Origin of the sequence: Cryobacterium zongtaii (assembly GCF_002909375.1) — a bacterium.
Lineage (GTDB): Bacteria > Actinomycetota > Actinomycetes > Actinomycetales > Microbacteriaceae > Cryobacterium > Cryobacterium zongtaii.
The window spans coordinates 61,011-81,757 of the sequence record NZ_PPXD01000008.1 but is presented as its reverse complement, the minus strand read 5'-3'; the positions used below and the strand labels follow the sequence as shown (position 1 = coordinate 81,757).

The 20,747-nt window shown below is 69.4% G+C and carries 18 protein-coding genes and 1 tRNA gene; 6 read left to right on the top strand and 13 right to left on the bottom strand.

Features of this window, described 5'->3' with window-relative positions; translation table 11 throughout:
* Window positions 1-37: 37 nt before the first annotated feature.
* The 8 genes from C3B61_RS07635 to pnuC all read right to left on the bottom strand — a co-directional run bounded on the left by C3B61_RS07635 (window position 38) and on the right by pnuC (window position 8,915).
* A complete protein-coding gene (locus C3B61_RS07635) occupies window positions 38-556 on the bottom strand; it encodes a DinB family protein (protein ID WP_103460146.1) in 519 nt (172 codons plus the stop codon).
* A 95-nt stretch (window positions 557-651) separates the two neighbouring features.
* Window positions 652-2,037, bottom strand: coding sequence for an AMP-binding protein (locus tag C3B61_RS07630; RefSeq protein WP_244285870.1), 1,386 nt, complete (start codon window positions 2,035-2,037; stop codon window positions 652-654).
* Window positions 2,030-2,860 (bottom strand): phosphohydrolase, encoded by an 831-nt coding sequence (locus C3B61_RS07625; protein ID WP_103460081.1) that lies wholly within the window; start codon window positions 2,858-2,860, stop codon window positions 2,030-2,032. Before C3B61_RS07625 ends, C3B61_RS07630 begins: the two co-directional genes overlap by 8 nt.
* Window positions 2,853-4,838: a VWA domain-containing protein gene (locus C3B61_RS07620; RefSeq protein WP_208858785.1), complete on the bottom strand. Its 1,986-nt coding sequence runs from the start codon at window positions 4,836-4,838 to the stop codon at window positions 2,853-2,855. Before C3B61_RS07620 ends, C3B61_RS07625 begins: the two co-directional genes overlap by 8 nt.
* A complete protein-coding gene (locus C3B61_RS07615) occupies window positions 4,835-5,575 on the bottom strand; it encodes a hypothetical protein (protein ID WP_103460080.1) in 741 nt (246 codons plus the stop codon). Before C3B61_RS07615 ends, C3B61_RS07620 begins: the two co-directional genes overlap by 4 nt.
* Window positions 5,572-7,149 (bottom strand): AAA family ATPase, encoded by a 1,578-nt coding sequence (locus tag C3B61_RS07610; protein WP_244285869.1) that lies wholly within the window; start codon window positions 7,147-7,149, stop codon window positions 5,572-5,574. Before C3B61_RS07610 ends, C3B61_RS07615 begins: the two co-directional genes overlap by 4 nt.
* 10 nt (window positions 7,150-7,159) lie before the next feature.
* Window positions 7,160-8,263: an AAA family ATPase gene (locus tag C3B61_RS07605; protein ID WP_244285868.1), complete on the bottom strand. Its 1,104-nt coding sequence runs from the start codon at window positions 8,261-8,263 to the stop codon at window positions 7,160-7,162.
* On the bottom strand, window positions 8,256-8,915 hold the full coding sequence (pnuC, locus tag C3B61_RS07600) for a nicotinamide riboside transporter PnuC (RefSeq protein ID WP_103460079.1): 660 nt from the start codon (window positions 8,913-8,915) through the stop codon (window positions 8,256-8,258). The genes C3B61_RS07605 and pnuC overlap by 8 nt, the downstream gene beginning before the upstream one ends.
* 161 nt (window positions 8,916-9,076) lie before the next feature.
* On the opposite strand from pnuC, the gene C3B61_RS07595 reads away from it, so the two are divergent.
* The 4 genes from C3B61_RS07595 to C3B61_RS07580 all read left to right on the top strand — a co-directional run bounded on the left by C3B61_RS07595 (window position 9,077) and on the right by C3B61_RS07580 (window position 14,753).
* Window positions 9,077-10,567 carry an MDR family MFS transporter gene (locus tag C3B61_RS07595; RefSeq protein ID WP_103460078.1) on the top strand — a complete coding sequence of 497 codons (1,491 nt, stop codon included), beginning with the start codon at window positions 9,077-9,079 and terminating at the stop codon, window positions 10,565-10,567.
* Between the two features lie 300 nt (window positions 10,568-10,867).
* Window positions 10,868-11,596 carry an HAD family hydrolase gene (locus C3B61_RS07590; RefSeq protein ID WP_088454806.1) on the top strand — a complete coding sequence of 243 codons (729 nt, stop codon included), beginning with the start codon at window positions 10,868-10,870 and terminating at the stop codon, window positions 11,594-11,596.
* Complete coding sequence (locus C3B61_RS07585) at window positions 11,593-14,109, top strand: glycoside hydrolase family 65 protein (protein ID WP_088454805.1); 2,517 nt, start codon at window positions 11,593-11,595, stop codon at window positions 14,107-14,109. The genes C3B61_RS07590 and C3B61_RS07585 overlap by 4 nt, the downstream gene beginning before the upstream one ends.
* Window positions 14,110-14,198: 89 nt before the next feature.
* Window positions 14,199-14,753, top strand: coding sequence for a DUF4287 domain-containing protein (locus C3B61_RS07580; protein WP_088454804.1), 555 nt, complete (start codon window positions 14,199-14,201; stop codon window positions 14,751-14,753).
* 10 nt (window positions 14,754-14,763) lie between these two features.
* Here C3B61_RS07580 and C3B61_RS19650 read toward each other — a convergent pair whose 3' ends face one another.
* From C3B61_RS19650 to C3B61_RS07570, 3 genes are read right to left on the bottom strand one after another with little or no spacing between them, the layout of a single operon-like run.
* Window positions 14,764-14,925, bottom strand: coding sequence for a hypothetical protein (locus tag C3B61_RS19650; RefSeq protein ID WP_165787925.1), 162 nt, complete (start codon window positions 14,923-14,925; stop codon window positions 14,764-14,766).
* Window positions 14,926-14,965: 40 nt separating this feature from the next.
* Complete coding sequence (gene mtnN / locus C3B61_RS07575; protein WP_103460077.1) at window positions 14,966-15,724, bottom strand: 5'-methylthioadenosine/S-adenosylhomocysteine nucleosidase; 759 nt, start codon at window positions 15,722-15,724, stop codon at window positions 14,966-14,968.
* Window positions 15,721-16,173: an S-ribosylhomocysteine lyase gene (locus tag C3B61_RS07570; RefSeq protein ID WP_103460076.1), complete on the bottom strand. Its 453-nt coding sequence runs from the start codon at window positions 16,171-16,173 to the stop codon at window positions 15,721-15,723. The genes mtnN and C3B61_RS07570 overlap by 4 nt, the downstream gene beginning before the upstream one ends.
* 161 nt (window positions 16,174-16,334) lie before the next feature.
* On the opposite strand from C3B61_RS07570, the gene C3B61_RS07565 reads away from it, so the two are divergent.
* Together C3B61_RS07565 and C3B61_RS07560 are read left to right on the top strand one after the other, a co-directional pair.
* Window positions 16,335-17,747 carry a hypothetical protein gene (locus C3B61_RS07565; RefSeq protein ID WP_133160246.1) on the top strand — a complete coding sequence of 471 codons (1,413 nt, stop codon included), beginning with the start codon at window positions 16,335-16,337 and terminating at the stop codon, window positions 17,745-17,747.
* A gap of 71 nt (window positions 17,748-17,818) precedes the next feature.
* Window positions 17,819-19,306, top strand: coding sequence for an outer membrane protein assembly factor BamB family protein (locus C3B61_RS07560; protein ID WP_103460074.1), 1,488 nt, complete (start codon window positions 17,819-17,821; stop codon window positions 19,304-19,306).
* Between the two features lie 6 nt (window positions 19,307-19,312).
* On the opposite strand, the gene C3B61_RS07555 is transcribed toward C3B61_RS07560, so the two are convergent.
* Window positions 19,313-20,248 (bottom strand): aldo/keto reductase, encoded by a 936-nt coding sequence (locus C3B61_RS07555; RefSeq protein WP_103460073.1) that lies wholly within the window; start codon window positions 20,246-20,248, stop codon window positions 19,313-19,315.
* A gap of 268 nt (window positions 20,249-20,516) precedes the next feature.
* Window positions 20,517-20,600 (bottom strand) — tRNA-Leu (locus C3B61_RS07550).
* Between the last annotated feature and the right edge of the window lie 147 nt (window positions 20,601-20,747).

Here is a 20,747-nt window from a genome sequence, read left to right as displayed (position 1 = left end):
CGTCGGCCGTTCGAGTGACCGGATCGCTGACGTCCGGTCAGCGGGATACGTCATGCAGGTGGTGCGTCGGGTCGTGGATGAAGTACTGGGCCAGCGTGGTCACTGTGAAGCGGGCGCCGTCGCTGCGGCGGCCGGTGCGCTGCCGGTCGGCGGGCGGCACGGCCGCGAAGGCGTCGGCAACGGATGCCGCGGCCGCGGCCAGTTCCGCCGCCACGACCCGTGGATCCTGCTCGTTGTAGCGCTCGGCCGCCGCGGTGGCGTCCTGGTCCCAGTTCGCGAAGAGCGGGTCGTCCTCGGCGCGGATCAGGCCCAGCCGCAGGTCGAAGATGCGGAACACGTCACGCACGTGGGCCGCGTATTCCAGCGCCGACCAGGTGGTGTCGTCGGGCCGCGCCGCAACATCCGGTCGGTCGAGCACGGGTGCCCAGGCGGCCGCGTTCTGGCGCACAAGATCGGGTACGTCGTCGTAACGAAGCTCGGCGGCGGAGAATCCGCACTCGAGGCAGGGGCGCTCGAGCACCCAGGTCCAGTCTTTGGTGTCGGTGGTGATCGGCATCTTCACAGCCTAGGGAAACCGGCCGGCCGGCTGCGGGAACTGACTGCCACAAATGGTGCAGACACTGCCAATCGCATCCCTGCGGCAACGGTGAGCTAGGTGCCCGGCGCCTCCGACTCGTAGCGGCGCGGTTTGCCCTCGCCGAGGTCGAGCAGGGTCGGCACCGCGGTCACGGTCACCGGCTGTGCCAGCAGCCGTCGGAGCGCCGTACCGATCTGCCCGGTTGCACCGCCCACCACAGTGGCGGTCACGCTGCCGTCGACGCCCTGCCGCACAGCCCAGCCGCGCGCCCCGCCGGCCTGCAACTGCTGGGTGAGGTCGACGCAGGGCACCAGGGAACCGTCCAACGCCAGAAACCGGGTGGCCTCCCGGCCCTCCAGGTCGGCCAGTGCGGGCCGGCCGGCCACGTCGACCAGCCGGCCGAAGTCCCCGGTACGGTACCGCACCAGCGGCAACAGCGGGTTCTCCCCCGCGGTCACCACGATCTCGCCGCGCTCCCCGGGTGCCACCGGATGGCCGGAACCGTCGAGCACCTCCACGTGCACCCGCCGATCGAGGATCACGAAGGGTCCCCCGTCAGTGCTGGCGGCGATCGGCCGGGTCTCGTGCAACCCGTAGACGTCAATCACCGGGCAGCCGTATGCCGCCTCCAGGTCGCGGCGGAGGGCGAGACTGAGCGCCATCGCGCCGCTGAACAGCGCGAGCGGCCGCAGGCCCGCCACAAGGTCGGGGTGCAGCAGCTCCGCCAGGCTGGTGGGGTTGCCGGTGATCACCTGCGGCTGCTGGTCAAGCAGGAACCCGGTGCGCTGCCCGGGCGCCGGCCACTGCGAAGGATGCAGGTTGAGCCTGGCCATGGTGGACTGACCGAAACTGCTGATCGAGGACGTGTACGTGAACGCCTGGCGCTGGTGCACCAGGTAGGCCAGGGCCATCCGTGCCGGGTCGGGCCGCCAGTCGATACCCTGCTCGGCCACCAGGGTCACCAGCAGGTGGAAGCTGCGAGCGACCTCCTCGATGTCGTCGGGGATCTGTAGCGCGCGCCCGGTGGTGCCGGAACTGGAGCCCTCGATCATCCGATCGAGGTCGGCATCCAGCGGCACGAACGCCGACACGTTCTCGAGCAGGTCGTCGCGGGTCACGGTGGGCCAGGTGCGCAGCTCACCGAGGGTGTCGGCGACCCTGCGGTAGGCGGGCAGCCGGCGAGCGATGGCGAGGTGCTCGGCCAGCCAACCGGTGACGGGCAGCGCCGCCTGGGCCCTGGCGACTCCGTCGGCGGTGAGCCTGTCACCGGTCCGGTGTACCCAGGCCGGGGCGAGCGGATGCCGCTGCACGGCATCCAGACGCGCCGCGCCGGCCACATCGAGGGTGGGCCACCGTTCGGCGTCGGTGAGCGCGACGGTGCCGCCCGGGGCGTATTCGGCCAGCGCCAGCGGGTCGTCCGGGTCGGGCACTGCCATGGCCGGCCCCGGCGGGTTACTCATTCGAGTACCGGGCGGCGGCCTCGCGGGCCCTGGCCTCCTGCAGCTGTTTGGTCACCTGGAGCCGGTGTTCGTGTTCGGCCATGGTCTGGGCCAGCGCCGCGTTCTGCTGCAGGGAGTCGCGCATGGCGAGGATCGACCTGGCGGTGGCCTCGTCCTCGCCGGCCGGCAGATGGCCGGACCAGAGCAGGAAGGTGCGGGCTGCTTCGTCGCGCCGGTCGGCCGTGCGCACCCACTCGGCCGGGTCGACCACCGCCGCCAACCGAAACGAGAGCGCGGCCATGGCGCGGCCGTACCAAACCGGGCTCAAGGGCACCGACAACGGACCGTTCAGGTCCTCGCTGGCCCAGAGCCACAGCACCAGGGCCGCGCCCCGGCGGGCGGCGGCCGACCCGGTGGCACGCACCTGGTCCACAATCCGGAGGACCTCCTGCCCCCTCCGGTCCGGCGGCGTTGATCCGACGGCGCCGTATTCCATTTCAAGAATATTCTCGGCGAGCGGGAGGATAGCCACGTCATCGGCGAGGAAGGACGCCGGAACCAAGGACAGGCGGGTGGCGATCTCGGCGGTACTCGCCCCGGGCAGGCAGGTGCGCCAGACGAGCATGTCGTCCTGCTCACGCGCGAACCACACCGCGAGAAGCACCTCCGAGTCAACTGCATCCGGCGTGGCGCCGGCTGGCTCCGCGTCGGCCGCCGGGCGCGGCACCCGCGCGGTGGGAGGAGAGAACGGGATGGCGTTCGTCGCCAGCTCCCCCCGGTCGGGCTCCCTGAGCCCGGCGGAGTTGGTCAGCCGTCGCCAGAACGGCGCGGGTCTCTCAGCCACGGAATCCTCCTGGTGTTCGGGCGGCACGGCGCGGATCGCTCTCCGTCAGTCGCCGGGCGAGCCGGGCGCAGGCGGCCGGTGCATCGTCCATCCGCTGGATGTACTCGACGTCATAGCCGGCCAGAGCGGCAGGTTCGGCGACGGAGCGGCGGGGATCCTGCAGGATCAGGGTGGCCGTGTCGAGCCCGCGGCGCACCCGGGCGGCGACGTCGGCGTACTCTGGCTGCCCTGCGCCGAACATCGAGAGCAGTCCCTCGTCGGAAAGCACCACCACGTGCCGGCGCACACTCGCGCTGGTGCGGCCCAGGCCGCGATACCGGCTCCCGTACAGGTCGAGCGGGAAGACCGTGCCCCAGCCGAAGTAGGTGGTGAGGTCACGCAGCGCCTCGAGGCGGTCACGGGTGAATCTCTCGCCACCGGCGACCTGTCCGGCCGCCGAGAATGAGGTCACCCGCACCCGGCCGCCGCCGCGCAGCACCGAGAGGATGAGGATGCTGCCGGCCAGGACGGCCGGCGACTCGTTGGCGGGACTCACCATCGACCCCGAGGAGTCGATGTACAGGTCCAGATCGAGGCTCGCGGTGGCCACGGGCGGCGCGTCGGGCAGGTATTCCCGCTGCCGGGTGGTCACCCCGGGCACGACCGTGGGGCTTCTCGCCATGGATGCGGCCCAGTCGATGTCGGCGAGGTCGTCGCCGAGCTCCCACGCTGCCAGGGGACCCGGGATCTCGGCGTCGGCCGGGGGCGCATCCGGAGTGCGCTGCAGCAGCGGCTTAACGTAGCTGCGCGCCCGGGTCTGATACCAGGCGGCGATGACAGCGTTGGCGCCGCTGTCGCGGTAGAGCTCCAGCGTCCGGGCCAGGCCGTAGCCCTGGCCGGTGGGCGCGGTGGGCGGGCCGTCACCCGGGGAGTCCGGGGCGCCCGGCACCGTGCCGGCGCCGGGGCTGGCCGTCGTGAGGCCGCGTGCCTTGGCCACCGCCGGATGCGCCGGGTCTTCCCGTAGGCGCGCATCCCCCAGCACCGCGACCAGCTCACCCGCGGTCGCCGGGGTTGCTCCGGACTCGCCGTCGCAGCCTCCCCCGTGAACCACCAACCCGGGGCGGTGCCTGGTGGGCCCCTGGGCCACCAGGTACGGTGCCAGCAGCATCCCGAAGCGCAGCGCCCCGCTCACCGGATCGTCACCGAATGTGCGCACGGTCTCGGCCAGCAGCACCGCGTCGAGCCGCGGGTCGGTGAGCGCCAGGGCGTCGAACTCGCGCTGCACTTCGGCGGCCAGCTCCTGGGTCCGCTCCGACAGCTGCAACTCGGCGAGCTTTTTCGGGTCTTTGGTGGCCAAGACCTCATTGAGCCGGTTCTTCTTCTGCCACGCGTCGGTGATCTTCGATATCCGCTGCCGCACCACCTCGTCAGGGTCTATCGGGACGGCCGGTGGCTCGGCCGAGCAGAGTGCCCCGGCCGCGAGCACCCACAGAATCTCGTAGGCCCGCAGGAGCACCCACCAGAGCCGATCGGCGCTGTCGTTCCCGCCCAGCACCGCCCACATCCGCACCATCTCCGGCGGCGTGGCTTCGCCGTCCCGCCGCCGTTGCAGCTCGGCCACCCGCACGTTGATGAGCATGTCCGACCACAGGTTCGAGAGTTTGTGAACCTGGTCGGCGACATCCGGGATGCGCGCGGCATCGGTGGCCGCGAGCGCCCGCGCGATCTGGTGCCGGATTTTCAGGCTCGTCAGCCGGGTCGAGGGAGAAAGGGCGTGGTGGCCGATCTCGTGCGCGAAGATGCTCTCCAGAAACGCCCCGACGCCCAGCCGCTCGGCCTGCGGAAGGTCGAAGGCCACCTGGGGCGGGAAGCTGAACCAGGCGAAGGACGCCTCCTTCGCGTCCGGCGCGAGCTCGGGGTCGTGGAGTTCGACGCCCCAGAGCGCCTGGGCGCTCTGCCAGGCGCTGCGCTGCTCGGGGGTGAGCGGCGCAGCCGTCACGGGCTCTTCTCCGGGGTCCACAGCTGTGCGGTGTAGGCGCGCACGGTCAGCACGGCGCCGGCCGCTCCAGTCTCGGCGAGCCCCTGCGCGGTATCGCCCGCTGCAGACCACCGTGCGTCGGCCGCAGCGTCGACATTCCCCTGCTCGTCGGTCGCGAGCCGCACGAGGGTGTGCCCGAAGACATCCACGGTGAGCAGCCAGTCCTCGGCCGTGGCAGCACTGCCCGTGCGGATCAGGAAGCTGCCCGGCCGGTCGCCGGGCAGCGCCGCCACCGGGGGCGCCAGCCACGGGCCGTAGAGGCCGCGGAAACCGCCGATCACGGCGAGGAGTTCTCCGGGAGCGTGCAGGCCGGGCCAACCGAACCGGGAATTCAGTTGCAACGCCGCGAACGGGGCCACCCCGCCCTCACCCAGGCCCAGCGCCGCGGCGAGGGCGGGCAGGCCGGTGCGGCCGGCGGCGAGGGCCAGGTCGAGGCGACGCAGCGCATCCGTTCGGAACGCCGGCGCACCCGAGCGCCAGGCAGCGAGGGCGGCGAGGGTGAGCAGGTCGTCCCGGTCGGCGTCGGGCGCTGCCGCCACGGCCCGGCCGATGAAGTGGCGGTAGCGGGCGCCGGCCGCCTCGCCGTGCCGCTCCTGAATGCGGGTCGCCGAGAGCTCGAGGTCGACCGTGGTCTCCGGCAGGGCCTCGTCGGTGAGCTCCAGCGAATCGTTCACGAGGTGCCGGGGGCGCTGGGTCACCCGCTGAACCCCAACCAGCTGACGTAGTTCGTGTAGCGCTGGTGCAGGTATTTGAGGGCGAGCAGGTCGTCGAAGTGCCGACCGTAGAGCTTGCCCTGCTTGGCGATGCCGCTGATCAGGGATTCAATGCCGGTGAGGCGCTGCGCGGCCTCGGCGGAGCTGACTGCATCCAGGCCCTGGTTGAACAGGTCGAGGGCGTCGCTGATCGGGTCGTTGCCGCCGAGGCCGAGGGCGGTGAACTGCCGGCGGGACTCGGTGAAGAGGTCGGCGAGCCAGCTGATCGAGTCGGTGGCCAGCTCCCGGTCGGCACCCACGTCGAAGCGGGGGTGCAGTTCGTTGGGCAGTAGTTTGCCGCGCAGGGCGAAGGGCAGCACGGCGGCTAGGTCGTCCAGGCCCACCACGGGCCGGCCGCGAAAGTAGGCCATCGCCTTGGCGTAGCGGATGAGGGTCTGCAGCGACCGCACCGAGAGGCTGTTGCTGGTCTGCGAGCCGAGGTCCACCTGCAGGTCGGCGCCGGAGTTGGCCTCGATCACCTCGGCCACCTCGCCGCCGCCGGTGCGCACGGTGTCCTTGGTGCGGTATTCGAAGCGGCGCCCGCCCTGCTGCACGAATTCGAAGTGGCTGGCGAAAAACTCCAGCTGGCGACGCACCGCACCGGGCAGTGGCACGGCCCGGATGGCCGCCTCGAGCAGGCGCTGTTCTTCTGCGTCGAAGATGAGCTCGGGCGGCAGGTGGTCCTCCGGCCGTTCGCCGGCCTCGACGCGGGCGACGAGTTCGTCGAAGAACCGGTTGTTGAAACCCTGCGCGGCGACGGTCACGTCCATCCGGTCGCGGAGCGCCTGGATCACCGGGAAGGTGCCGCCGCCGGCGTCGTCGTTGGCGGTGAAGAACCAGCTCTCCACCCCGGATTCCGGCGCGGTGGAGTGCATCTGGTCGTGGCTTTCCACGTAGCCCTCGGCCACCATCGTGAGCAGCGCCGACTGGGTCTTGGTGGGGATGCGGTTGTACTCGTCGATGATCTTCACCGGCTGGCTGAGCCAGCCGCGCCAGGCGATCTCGATCTCGGCCAGGCTCCCGGCGGTGACGAGGTCGCGCGGCAGCGGCATCCCGACCAGGTCGCTCACCGTGACCTGAGGCTGGCCCTGTTGCACGTTGCGGCGCACCTCCCGGGCGCTCGACCCGGCGAGCACACCCATCAGGATGGCCAGGGTGGTCTTGCCACGCCCGGGACCGCCCACGAGCAGGCACTTGCCGCCCACCGCGAAGGTGAGCAGCGGCAGCAGCACGTTCGAGGAGTAGGACTGGTCGGTGGGCAGGTGCAGTTCGGCGCCGGCGTCGCCGAGTTCGAAGGTGACCGGGGAGCCGGTGGAGAATTCGACGTCGTAGAACGGCGAGATCACGGCCCGGTTCACCAACCAGAAGTAGGCCTGGCGCAGCTTCTCGTCCAGCGCCGTGTCCACCACCGCCGGCGCCTCGGTGAAGAGGTCCTCCGCGGTCAGCTCCTCGGCCAGTGTGGCGGCGTTAGCGCGCGTCGGTGATTCGGATACCTTGTTCCAACGATTCCCCAGCGCCATGGTTTTCAGCCTATCGGGCGGGCCCGGCGGCGACGGCGGCCTCGAGCGCGGCCTGCTGTTCCAGGGGCAGCGCGAAGTCGAAGACTCCGGCGAGCATCCGGTCGATGGCAACGGCCGCCTGCGCCAGGCGCTCCGGCACCGACCCGGTCACCTCCAGCCACGGCACGTCCTGCCCGGCCAGCGTCTGGCGAAACCGGTGCTGCATGGCGTGCCGGATGTGCTCGCCGTCGCGCAGGCCGTCCTGCACGAACGGGATCTCGTCCCCGGTGAGCAGGTACAGCGCGGGCGGATGCGCGGCGGCGCGCGCCACGAGCCCCGCCGGGGTCGGTCCCACGTAGCGTTCGTGCCAGAGGGTGGTGGCCAGCACGTCGGTGTCGCAGATGAGCAGCGGCCGCGGCACCCGGCGCAGGGCCTGGTTCTCCCAGCCGATCTGACGGTCCACGATGACGTCGAACTCGTCACTACGCCACGGGGTGTCCAGGCCGCCCACCCGGGTTTCGCTGTGCTCGCGGCCGTACTCCGGCACCCACGCGGTGTCGTAGTGGTCGGCGAGGGCTTCGGCGAGGGTGGTGGAGCCGGTGGATTCGGCACCGAGCACCACCACGCGCGGGGTCAGCCAGGCGCGCACGGCGGGGGCCAGCGCCCACCAGTGTCCCGGCACATCCGCTCGGATCGCGGTGCCGGAGACCGGGGTGTGCCGCCGGCCGGGGTCGACCTGCACCCACGCGGCGCCCAGGCGGGCGGCTAGTTCGGCGCCGTACGGGTCACTGGAGAACACGGCGTCGACCGGTGCGTCCAGCAGCGCCCGGATCAACACCATGTGCTCGTCCCAGGCGTCGGCGGAGTCGAAGTCCACCGGAGCGTCGTCGATGGCGCTCACGACGTGCGCGGTGGGGTGCTCTTCGCGCAGCCACTCCTCGCGCACGCTCAGCGGGATGGATTCCACGCTGGCCCCGAACAGTTGCACGGTGACCCTGTCACAGCGACTGAGGGCCGTGCGGATCAGGGCCGAGTGCCCGGCGTGCAGAGGGTAGAACTTGCCGAGCACCAGGCCGTGCCCGAATCGGGTCGCCGCCACCGGCACCGGGTCAGCCGCCGGCAGCGGGTCAGGCACCGGCTCGGGCACCCGTCGTGCCGGCTGGCACCGGTTGGTGGGGCGAGGCGCCGGCCGCCCCGGAGTCGCTCGCCGTCTGATCTGTGCGGGCCCGCATCCAGCCGCGAAGGCCCCAGACGCACAGGCCGATGAAGAGCAGGTAGAGCGCGGCGGTGATGTTCAGCCCCTTATAGAGGAACAGGCCCACATAGGCCACGTCGACGGCGATCCAGACGAACCAGTTCTCCAGCCAGCGCCGGTTGAGCATGTACTGCGCGACCAGGCTCACCGAGGTGGTGGCGGCATCCGCGATCTCGGTGGTGGAGTCGGTGTAGGAGTGCAGGGCGTAGGCGATGATCGCGGTGCCGGCCAGCGCGGCGGCGACCAGCGGCAGGATGGCTTGCCTGGGCATCCGGCCGATCAGCGCGCGGTCGTCGGCGGCCCGGTGCCGGGACCAGCCAAGCCAGCCCATCACCCCGAGCACCAGGTAGACGATCTGCAGGCCGAGGTCGGCGTAGAGCGCGGCGCCGAAGAACAGCACGATGAAGACCAGGTTGTTCGCGATGCCGAGCGGGAAGGTCCAGATGTTGCGGCGCGCGGCCAACCACACGCACGCGGCCCCCGTTCCGAATCCCAAAACCTCGGTCCAGTTGTCGATCAGCCATTCCCCCATGCTCCCCAGTCTAAAAGACCGGCAACTGTTGCCCGTGCGGACAAATGGTGCCGGTGCGCCGGACGGAATTGTCCGATTCGGGAACATAACCGGCGCATTCTGGTTGAACCATGGGTACCTCATACCGGGGTCGCACCTGAGCCCGTTCCGTTAGGACCCCGATGACCGACTCCGCCGTCACCACTGCCCCCGCGCCCGCCGCGCCGACCGGCAATGCCCCGGATGCCGCCGGCACCAAGCTCGTCATCTCGCTGCTGCTGGTGTCCGCGTTCGTGGTCATCCTCAACGAGACCATCATGGGTGTGGCGCTGCCGCACCTGATGAAGGACCTGAACATCACGGCCGGCGCCGCCCAGTGGCTGACGACCGCGTTCATGCTCACCATGGCCGTGGTGATCCCGATCACCGGTTTCCTGCTGCAGCGGTTCAACACCCGCCCGGTCTTCCTCGCCGCGATGACCCTGTTCAGCACGGGCACCCTCATCGCCGCCATCGCACCGGGCTTCGAGGTGCTCATCGTGGGCCGGGTGGTGCAGGCCATGGGCACCGCCATCATGATGCCGCTGCTGATGACCACCGTGATGACCCTGGTGGCACCGGCCGCCCGCGGCAAGACCATGGGCAACATCTCCATTGTCATCTCGGTCGCCCCGGCGATCGGCCCCACGATCTCCGGCCTCATCCTGAGCGTGCTCGACTGGCGCTGGATGTTCATCCTCGTGTTGCCGATCGCCCTCGGCTCCCTGGCGCTCGGCGCCGCACGCATCAAGAACGTGACCACTCCCACCGCGGTGCCCCTCGACGTCGTCTCGGTGATCCTCTCGGCTTTCGGCTTCGGCGGCCTGGTTTACGGGCTGAGCAACCTCGGCGAATCCGCCACAGGCAACGCCGCCGCCGGCCTGGTGCCACTGGCCATCGGCGTGCTGGCGATCGCCCTGTTCGTCTGGCGCCAGCTCACGCTGCAGCGCACCGACCGGGCCCTGCTCGACCTGCGTACCTTCGTCTCGCGCACGTTCAGCTTCGCCATCGTGATGCTCGCCGTGAGCATGATGGCCCTGTTCGGCACCCTGATCCTGCTGCCGATCTACATGCAGACCGTGCTGGGCCTGGATGCGCTGACCACCGGTCTGTTGCTGCTGCCCGGCGGTCTCACGATGGGCCTGCTCGCCCCGTTCGTCGGCCGGTTCTACGACAGGTTCGGCCCCACCGTCCTGCTCGTGCCGGGGTCGATCATCGTCAGCGCCGCGTTCTGGTTCCTCACCATGCTCACCGCCACGACGCCGGTCTGGTGGGTGCTCGTGGCCCACGTGACACTGAGCTTCGGCTTGGCGTTCCTGTTCACTCCGCTGTTCACCTCGGCGCTCGCCTCCCTCAAGCCCAAGCTGTACTCGCACGGTAGCGCCGTCGTCGGCACCGCCCAGCAGTTGGCCGGAGCCGCGGGCACGGCCCTGTTCGTCACGGTGATGTCCTCGACCGCGGCGACGCAGATGGCCAACGGTGCCGGCGAGGTCGCCGCGACGGCGGCGGGCACCCAGAGCGCCTTCCTCTACGGCGCGATCATCTCGCTCTTCGCGATCCCGCTGGCGTTCTTCATCCGCAAGCCGGCCCCGTCGGTCACCGACACCCACGACGCGCCGATGATGGCGCACTGAGCGTTCACCGAGGCGGCATCACAGCGCGCCGAGTCCGCCCGAATGGCAACAGAATGTTAACACTCCGGCACCATGCTGGACCGGTCCGCGACCTAGGATCGACTTGCACGTGCTCGGCCTCCCGGACCCTGGGGCGTTAGCCTTCGGAATTTCGTGATCCGCAGAGCAGGTGACAAGCTCGACTACCCGTTTCCGCCATCTGTTCGTCACGCACCTACCAAGCAGGGCTCCATATTGACTTCCCCCCACTCCCCCCTTACGCCAGCTGAGACCCGAGACCGGGTACTTGGCGCGCGCGGCGTGCTCTTCGACCTTGACGGTGTGCTCACCCCCACCGCCGAGGTGCACATGAGCGCTTGGTCGCGACTGTTCACCCCGTTCCTCGAGTCGAAGGGCGTCAAACCGTACACCGACGCCGACTATTTCGGCTTCATCGACGGCAAGCCCCGGTACGACGGCGTGCGGTCACTGCTGGCCTCCCGCGGCCTGTCCCTGCCCGACGGCGAGCCCACGGATGCGCCGGAGCTCGAGACCGTCTGCGGACTCGGCAACCGCAAGAACAAGGCATTCAACGAGACCCTCGCCGAGGACGGCGTGAGCCCGTACCCCGGTTCGCTACGGTTCCTCGACGCGGTCGTCGCGGCCGGCATCCAGGTCGCCGTGGTCACCAGCTCCCTCAACGGTGAGATGGTGCTCACCGCCGCGGGCCTGCGTAACAGGTTCGAGATCGTCGTCGACGGTGTGCGCGCCCGCGCCGAGAAGCTCGCCGGCAAGCCCGCCCCCGATACCTACGCGTTCGCCGCCGAGCTGCTCGGCCTCACCGCCGCCCAGTGTGTCGTCGTCGAAGACGCCGAGTCCGGCATCCAGTCCGGCCGCGCCGGCGACTTCGGCCTGGTGCTCGGTGTCGACCGCGGCGTCGGCGCCCACGTGCTCTTCGAGGCGGGGGCCGACACCGTCGTCACCGACCTCGACGAACTCCTGCCGCTGATCGGCAGCACCGTCCTGACCCCGAGTGGAGTGCGCGCATGACTCTTGACGCGACCATCCAGAACCTCTCCGACCCACTGGACCGCAGCCGGTTCCCGCTCGATGAGTGGGCGCTGGTGGAGACCGACTTCTCCGGCGAGGACATGGGCCGCACCGAGACCCTGTTCGCCGTCGGCAACGGTTACCTGGGGCTCCGCGGCAACGTCGACGAGGGCCGCGACGGCCACGTGCACGGCACCTTCATCAACGGGTTCCACGAGACATGGCCCATCCGGCACGCCGAAGAGGCCTTCGGTTTCGCCAGGGTCGGCCAGACCATCGTCAACGCACCGGATGCGAAGATCATCCGCATCTACGTCGATGACGAGCCCCTGGTTCTCACCCTCGCCGAGCTGCTCAGCTACGAGCGCCGGCTCGACTTCGCCGACGGCATCCTGTCGCGGTCGCTGGTCTGGCGCACCCCGTCGGGCAAGCAGGTGCTGATCCGCTCGCGCCGCCTGGTGTCGTTCACCGAACGCCACCTCGCTGTGATCGAGTACGAGGTCACCATGCTCGATGCCGACGCGTCGGTCGTCATCTCCAGCCAGACCCTCAACCGGCAGGACGGCATCGGCGAGTACGACCGGCCCAAGTCCGGTTCGGCGAACGACTGGGATCCCCGCCGCGCCGAGACGTTCACCGACCGGGTGCTGCAGCCGCGGTTGAAGCGGGCCAACAACGGCCGCTACATCCTGGGCTTCCGGTGCACCAACTCCGGCATGACCATCGCCACGGCGTCCGACCACTCGATCGACACGATCAACGACTTCGACGAGTCGTCGCAGCTGGGCGACGATCTGGCCAAGCACGTGTACAAGGTGAAGGCCAAGATGGGCAACCCCATCCGCATCACCAAGCTGCTCAGCTACCACACCTCGGCCGGGGTGCCCACGCACGAGCTCGCCGACCGGTGCGACCGCACCCTCGACCGTGCCAAGGAAGCCGGCGTCGCCGCGATCATCCAGGAGCAGCGCGACTGGCTCGACGCCTTCTGGGCCCGCACGGATGTCGAGCTGCCCGGCCAGCCGGCCCTGCAGCAGGCCACCCGGTGGAACTTCTTCCAGCTCGCCCAGGCGTCCATGCGCGCCGACGGCCAGGGCGTCTCGGCCAAGGGGGTGTCCGGGTCCGGTTACGGCGGGCACTACTTCTGGGACACCGAGGTCTACGTGCTGCCGTTCCTCACCTACACGTCGCCGAACGCGGCCAGGAACGCCCTGCGCTTCAGGCACGGCATGCTCGACCACGCCCGCGCCCGCGCCACCGAGCTGAACCAGCTCGGCGCCCTGTTCCCGTGGCGCACCATCAACGGGCTCGAGTCCAGCGCGTATTACGCGGCCGGCACGGCGCAGTACCACATCGACGCCGACATCTCCTATGCGCTCAGCCAGTACGTCGCGGCCACCGGCGACGAGGACTTCCTCGCCCGCGAAGCCATCGACATCCTGGTGGAGACCGCCAGGATGTGGGCCGACCTGGGCTTCTGGCGCGGCAACGGCAACGACGTCTTCCACATCCACGGCGTCACCGGCCCGGACGAGTACACCACCGTCGTCAACGACAACCTGTACACGAACATCATGGCCCGCTCCAACCTGCGTGCCGCGGTGAAGAGCGTGCGCCGGCTGTACTCGGTCGACCGGGCCTCGTTCGACTCCATGTCCGCACGGTTGAAGCTCGATGAGGCCGAGGTGATGGAGTGGTCCTTCGCCGCCGAGGCGATGCACATCCCCTTCGACCGCAACCTCGGCATCCACCCGCAGGACGCCCAGTTCCTCGAGAAGGAACGCTGGGACCTCACCGCGACGCCGCCGGAGAACCGGCCGCTGCTGCTGCATTACCACCCGCTGGTGATCTACCGTTTCCAGGTGCTCAAGCAGGCCGACGTGGTGCTGGCGCTCTTGTTGCAGGGCGACCAGTTCACGCCGGAAGAGAAACGTGCCGACTTCGACTACTACGACCCGCTGACCACGGGCGACTCCACGCTGTCGGATGTCGTGCAGTCGATCATCGCCGCCGAGGTGGGCTACCACGAGCTCGCGCTGAACTACTTCACCTCCGGGCTGTTCGTGGACCTCGCCGACCTGCACCACAACGCGCAGGACGGCGTGCACGTCGCCTCCGCCGGTGGCGTGTGGAGCGCGCTGGTCTACGGGTTCGGTGGCCTGCGCGACCACAGCGGGCGCATCACGCTCGACCCGCGCCTGCCGGAGGACTGGGATGAGCTGATCTTCAGGGTCACGCTGAAGGGCTCTCGCCTGCGCGTGGCCGTCACGCAGACCAGCGTGCACCTCAGCATCGAGGAGGGCACCGAGGCGCGGCTCACCGTGCGCGGTCTGCAGGTCATCGTGACTGCCGGCCAGCCGGAGACCGTTCCGTTGTCGCACCAGGGCGCCCGCGACCCCGGCGCTCCCACGGCGGCGCTCATCGAGGACACCCGTCGCGCCGACGGCACCGTGATCACCTCGTCGATCCCCACGATCGCGCACATCACCGAGCAGATGCCCACGCTCGACTAGCGTTCGCACCATTGCAGGGCCGCGCATCCACCCGGATGCGCGGCCCTGCTACGTTAACGTCACTGATCCGGCTCGCAGCGAGGACCTCCATGACGATCCAGGCGTATTTCGACACCATCAAGGCCAAAACCGGCCTCGACCCGGACGACTTCCGTGCCGCCGCGGCCGCCAAGGGCCTGCTCGGGCCCGACGTGAAGACCGCCCGCATCGTGGCCTGGCTGAAGGACGACTATGGCCTCGGCACCGGCCATGCGATGGCCCTCGTCTCGGCCCTGGGGCAGGTTTCCGGGCAGCGCCTGCCGGTCGACGAGAAGATCAACGCCCAGTTCGGCGGCGGCAAGGCGCACTGGCGGGGTACCTACGACGCCCTGGTCAGCCACGCCCGTGAGAGCGGCGAGGTGAACCTCGCTCCCACGAACAGCTACATCAGTCTGCTCAAGGGGACGAAGAAGTTCGCCATCGTGCAGGTCACCGCCGGCCGGCTCGACCTGGGTCTCAAGCTGCCCGGCGTCGATGGCGCCGACGCGCTGGAGGCATCCGGCAGCTGGAACAGCATGGTCACCCACCGGCTGCGCCTGGCCGAGCCCGACGATCTCACCGCCGAGGTGCTCGATTGGCTGCGGCGCGCCTACGAGGCTGCCTGACCCGCCCCGGTTACGGCTTCCAGACCATCACCACGGTCACGCCGACCAGCAACAGGGTGACGATGCCGGATCCGGCGGCGATACGCGGGTAACCGGCCACCCTGGCGGTACCGGCGGGGTTGGCCATCACCTCCTCGGCGGATGCGCGCAACGCCGGCACGACCAGCAGCACCCTGATCGGTCCGGTCTCCCCCGCCCGCGATGGACGAGCTCTAGAGCCGGCGGAGGGTTTCCAGCACCACCACGGCCGAACGTTCGGCCGCATCGTCAACGTGGGTGAGGTGATCGCCCACGGGTCCGCACAGATCCGAGATGCCGCGGATGGCCACAAAGGGCACCCCGTAGGCGAAGCAGGTCTGCGCGATTCCCACGGTTTCCATGTCGGTGCAGAGCACCCCTGGGAACAGCTCGCGCAGGGTCTCGGCGAGCTCGGCGCCCACGAACTTGTCGTTGGAGACCATCAGCCCGCGTTGCACGACCAGGGCCGACCCGTCGGGCATCCGGGTGGGCGTATCGGCGGCGTCGAGGGCAGCGGCCGCGCCGGCATACCGGGCGGGCATACCGGGCACCTGGCCGAGGGCGTAGCCGAAGGGGCGCGCATCCGCGTCGCTGTTCAGGCAGTCGCTGCCGATCACGACCTCACCGACCCGCACCTCTACGCCCACGCCGCCGGCCGAGCCGGCGCTGATCACCAGCGGCGCGGCCACAGGGTCACCCGCCCGGGCGGCGAGAATCGCGGATGTCGTTGCACCGGCCGCATTGACCAGCCCGATACCGCCCTGCACGAGCAGCACATCGCGCCCGGCCAGCGTCAGCCGGTACTGCAGGGCCTTGCCCACGGTGACCGGTTCGGCGGCGACGGTGGCCGCCGCCAGGAACGGCGCGGCCTCCTCCGCCATGGCGACCAGGACGATCGCGTCGGGGCTGTCAGGGATGAGGGTGCTCGCGCCGAGGGTGTCTACGCTGCTCATGCGGTGACGTTGGCCCAGCCGTCGCGGCCGGCCAAGAACACCGTCACGGCCTCCTGGGCGGTGCTCAGCGAGTGGTTCGCGCCCCAGCCGCACTGCACCTCGTTGGCCGCCGGCACATCGGAGGCGCCGAGGATGTCGGTCATGGTGGCCTCGATCAGCTCGAGCACCTCGGTGAACTCCGGTCGTCCCTGCAGGATCAGGTAAAAACCGGTCTGGCAGCCCATCGGCGAGAAATCGATGACCCGGTCCGAGTGGTTGCGGGAGTGCTCGGCGAAGAGGTGCTCGATCGAGTGCACCGCCGGCATCTCCAGGTGGGCGACGTTGGGCTGAGTGAAGCGCACGTCATATTTCACGATGACATCGCCCAGCGGCAGCACCTTGGTGTCGGCCAGGCGCACGTACGGCGCAACGACGGTGCGGTGGTCGAGGTTGAACGACTCGACGTTCATGCGCGGCTGATTCACGGGATCTCCCTGACGACTGTGGTGTCAGCTCGGTTCGAGGTGACCAACCGACAGTAACAGGCAGGCCTTGAGTCGGCCGTGAGTGTTCAGCCGGGCGCCTGGCTCCGCGTGGCACACCGTCCAGGTCGGTGCGGGATACTGGCTCGATGACAGCACGGGGGTTCTTACGGATGACGGCCGGCGCGGGGGTCGGGGCGCTGGCGCTGGCGCTTACGCTGACGGGGTGCGCGGCCTGGGCAGGGCCCGCCGACGGGCCACCGACAGAGGTCACTACGGTGGTCGACGAGGCCCTGACCGAGATCCGGGCCACCCCCGGGGTGGCCAGTGTGACCGCGGACATCCGGGTCAGCGACGGCTTCGCCCAGTCCGACAAGTCGCCCACCGCACCGGACCTGTGGGACGCCCACTTCACGGTGCAGGCCGACGACTCGAACGTGGACGTGCCGGCTCTGGCGGTGTCGGTCGACTCGGCTGCCCAGAACGGCACGGTCTCGATGAGTTCCGTCGTGCGGATCCCGGGCGAGAAGGGGGGCGCCGACGTGTCGCTGAGCTTCTCGCCGCCCGGCATCGGCGTCATCACCAGCCTCGATCCTGAGCAGATGGCCGACGCGGCCGTCGCCCTGCGCGACCTGCCTGGAACCCTGTCGGTGTCGGTGTTCCAGCACGGTGAGCCTGTCGGCATCGAGGTCGAGTCCGCCTCGGTCTGGGCCGACCTGACAACAACAGTCCGGGCACTGCCCGATTTCGGCAGCGGAGCCCTGCCGGCGATCACTCTCACCTCGCCGGCGGACGGCTCGAGCGAGGGCTCCTCCCTGACAATCGACCCCACTTCGCCCGGAACCGGCCTGGTACGGTTTCTCGCCGAGCTCAGCACCGACTTGGCGGTCACTTCCGTGTACTTCGACGGTGTCGACAACCGCAAGGACTCCGCAGCGTGGCGTCCGAACCTGAGGGTGCGGGTCGCGGCTCTCGGAGACGTCGAGGACGTGGCCGGCCTGCTGACCGAGCTCGACGACTCCCAGACCCAGGTCGACGGCCTGCCTCTGGCATCTTTCGACGTATCCCTGGCACCAGCCACCGCCACCGACTCACCAGAGACCTTGACGGGCTACCTGGGGCTCCCGCTCGGCTCGGCCGAGCCCGACGACAGGTTGGCCGGGCTGCCCGGCGCCACTCCCCCGGCCGTCGTCGATCCGGCGGATGCCACCACCCGGATTGCCGGCGACCTCGCCCTGGTGACGGCGCTGCTGGATGCCGCCGGCGACGAAGCGGGCATTCGCGGGCCGGCCTCTGTCACCACCACGACGTGCACCGGCGGCTCCGACGAGCAGGTGACGGGCTCTGTCGTGATCCCGATCTTCGAGATCGCCGACAGCGCCGACGAGGCCTTCGACGCGATCACAACGGCCTGGGAGATCAGCGGCTTCAGCCGATCCGACCGTGCCATGGGAACAGACTTCTACTCCGTGCCGGACGGCAGCCTGGAGACCCTGTCGATCCGCGGCACCGCCGCGGGCATCTCGATCAACGCCACCGCGCCCTGCGTTCGTTCTCGATAGTCACCCGAGCGGGGCGGATGCGCCATACTTGCAGTCTTGGCGAGCGCGCCAGGGGGGATTCGGGGGAAACCATGTTCAGAGCCACGTCCACGCTGCCGATCGCGGCTCTGGTGCTGCTTGTTGCTCTCACCGGCTGCACACCGGGGACCAGCTTGATCCCGGAAAGCGCCGCCGATATCGCGGCTCGGGAGCTCGACGAGGTGGCCACGCCGGACTGGTCCGTCGACGCGTCCCTGGTCGGCGATCCCGCCGCGGCAGACGGCGTGGTTCTCGCCTACGCGAAGGCGTCCTCAGGTTCCCTGCAGGTCGTGGCCTGGGACGCCACGACCGGTGAACAGCTCTGGGCCGACAGCGCAGTGACCGGGGCGGCAACGGTCGGTGTGCAGGCGTCGGCCACCATCATCAGCGATGGCGACCAGCACTACGCCGCCTACCTTCGCCCGGGCGACGACAAAGACTGGCAGGACCTGGTGCTGGCGGACCTCGGCACGGGAACGCCTGTCCCGCTGACCGACAACCGGGTCTGGGCGACCAGCCGACCGTCATCCTGCGCCGACGGCACCGATATCTGTTTCACGGGCTGGAAGCAGACCGACTACGACGCCGGCAGCCTGAGCTACCGCTTCACCACCGCCGGAGGCGAGATCACCCCGGATACCGACGTCGTGCTGCCGGACTCGGCCCGCCTGATCGGCAACCGCGTCTATTCCACCAATAGCCGACCCCCGGAAGGCACCGAGATGCTCGGCAGCAGCGCCGACGGCGAGTTTCTCTGGGAGCGCCCCTATCAGGAGGTCTTCGGCGAGGGCACCTCGTCCGACGGCGGTTGGTTCTGGACCAAGGAGAAAACCACCGGCCTGTTGATCGGCGCCGGGGGCCTGTTCGACGCGTCCCGTGCGGACGCCACCGAATACACCGACGACGCAACGCAGCAGCGCGTCGTGGCGCTGGATCCGGAGTCCGGTGAGAGCGTCTGGAGCCTCGACGGAGCCGAGTTCTGTGACTATTACGTGCGTGAAGAGGCGCGCGCCGACGGCAAGCGCACCTTCTGCGTCATCAACTCCGGTACAACATCGGTCGTCAAGAAAGCAGACGGGTCGGGCTTCGACGTCACCCGCACCGACTTCGACGTCGATCTCGTCGGGGTCGACGTGGCAACAGGGGAGATCGACTGGACCCTCCCGCTGGGCGGCGACGACTACAACGGCACCGGCGACGAGAAGGAATCGACCTTCGCCTCATTCTCTGCCGACAGCGTCAGGCTCATCGACGGCAAATCGACGATCGTGAACCTCATCACCGGGGAGCACTCCGACGCCTCGGAGGAGGCCGTCTACGCCTGCTCCATCCAGCGCGAGCCGCTGATCGCGATGTACCCCGGAACCGGAGAGAGCACGTCGTTCGGTGGCGGCGACGACCACCAAGCCTGCGAAGCGACCGGAGAGCTCAGTGACACGTTCTCGATCGGGTCGGTGCGGATGGTCGGGGTCGACGCCGGAGCCGGGCGACTGATCGTCGCCTCCCCCGGCGCCCTCCTCGGCTTCACCGTCGAGGACTAGCCAGGGTTACGGCACCCGGTAGCCCGCGGCGCGGAACAGCTCGTACCACTCTGAGCGGGTGAGCGGGATCTCCGAGCCGAGCGCGGCCGCGGCCACCCGCTCAGGGCTGGTGGTGCCGAGCACCACCTGCATCTGTGCGGGGTGGCGGGTGATCCAGGCCGTGGCGATGGCGATCGCGGGAACGTCGTAGGCAGCGGCGAGACGGTCGATGACCGCGTTCAGCTCGGGGTACTCCGCTGAGCCGAGGAAGACCCCGGTGAAGAAGCCGGCCTGGAACGGCGACCAGGCCTGAACCGTGATGTCGTTCAGCCGGCAGTAGTCCAGGATTCCGCCGCCGTCGAGGGTGAGCGACTGCCGCTCTCCGGCCATGTTCGCCGCCACGCCCTGCGCGACGATCGGAGCGTGGGTGATCGAGAGCTGCAGCTGATTGGCAACGAGCGGCTGTCGTACGTACTTCTTGAGCAGGTCGATCTGGCGCGGGGTGTGGTTGGAGACACCGAAGGCGCGCACCTTGCCGGCGGCGTCCAGCTCGTCGAAGGCCCTGGCGACCTCTGCGGGTTCGACAAGCGCGTCTGGGCGGTGCAGCAGCAGGATGTCGATGTGGTCCGTGTTGAGCGCGGCCAGGGAACCGTCCACCGAATCCATGATGTGTTCATAAGAGAAGTCGAAGTACGGCCCATCCCCCACGATCCCGGTCTTGGTCTGGATGGTCAGCTCGTCACGCTGCGACGGGGTGAGCTGCATCGCCTCGGCGAACCGGCGCTCGCACCCGTGCAGGTCGGTGCCGTACACATCGGCGTGGTCGAGGAAGTCGATGCCGGCGTCACGGGCGGTGCGCACCAGTTCGCGCACCTCGTCGTCGGTCTTCTCCGCGATCCGCATCAGGCCCAGCACAACGTTCGGGGCGACGATCTCGGTTCCGGGCATGGTGAAACGCTTCACGGTGGTCCTCTCGGGTGATGCACCGGCGGCGGGTGCTGCACGTTCGAGCCTCTCGCGCCGCTGCGGTGTAATTCCACCGTAGGGACGCGCGGTGCAGAAGTACAACAACACTCACCGATGCCATTGAGAACCAGAACTGGTGAATCCGGTGAGAGCCTGACAACGAGTGCAGTTCCGTATGCACCACCGAGAATGACGAAAGGCCCCCGGTTTCCCGGGGGCCTTTCCTGTTCGCGCAGATTATTCATCCATCGTGCACTTTTCACTGTGCGCGAGGGGGGACTTGAACCCCCACGTCCTTTCGAACACTGGCACCTGAAGCCAGCGCGTCTGCCAATTCCGCCACTCGCGCGAACTTTGAAATCCTAGCATTCCGCAGGGCCTGAACGCCATTCGAGGGCTTCCGCCCCGACTCAGCCTGCGCCAGACCCGCGGAATGCCCCCCGTTAGTGGTCTGACCGCACTACCCCCGTAGGATGACTTCCCGTGCCCTGACCCG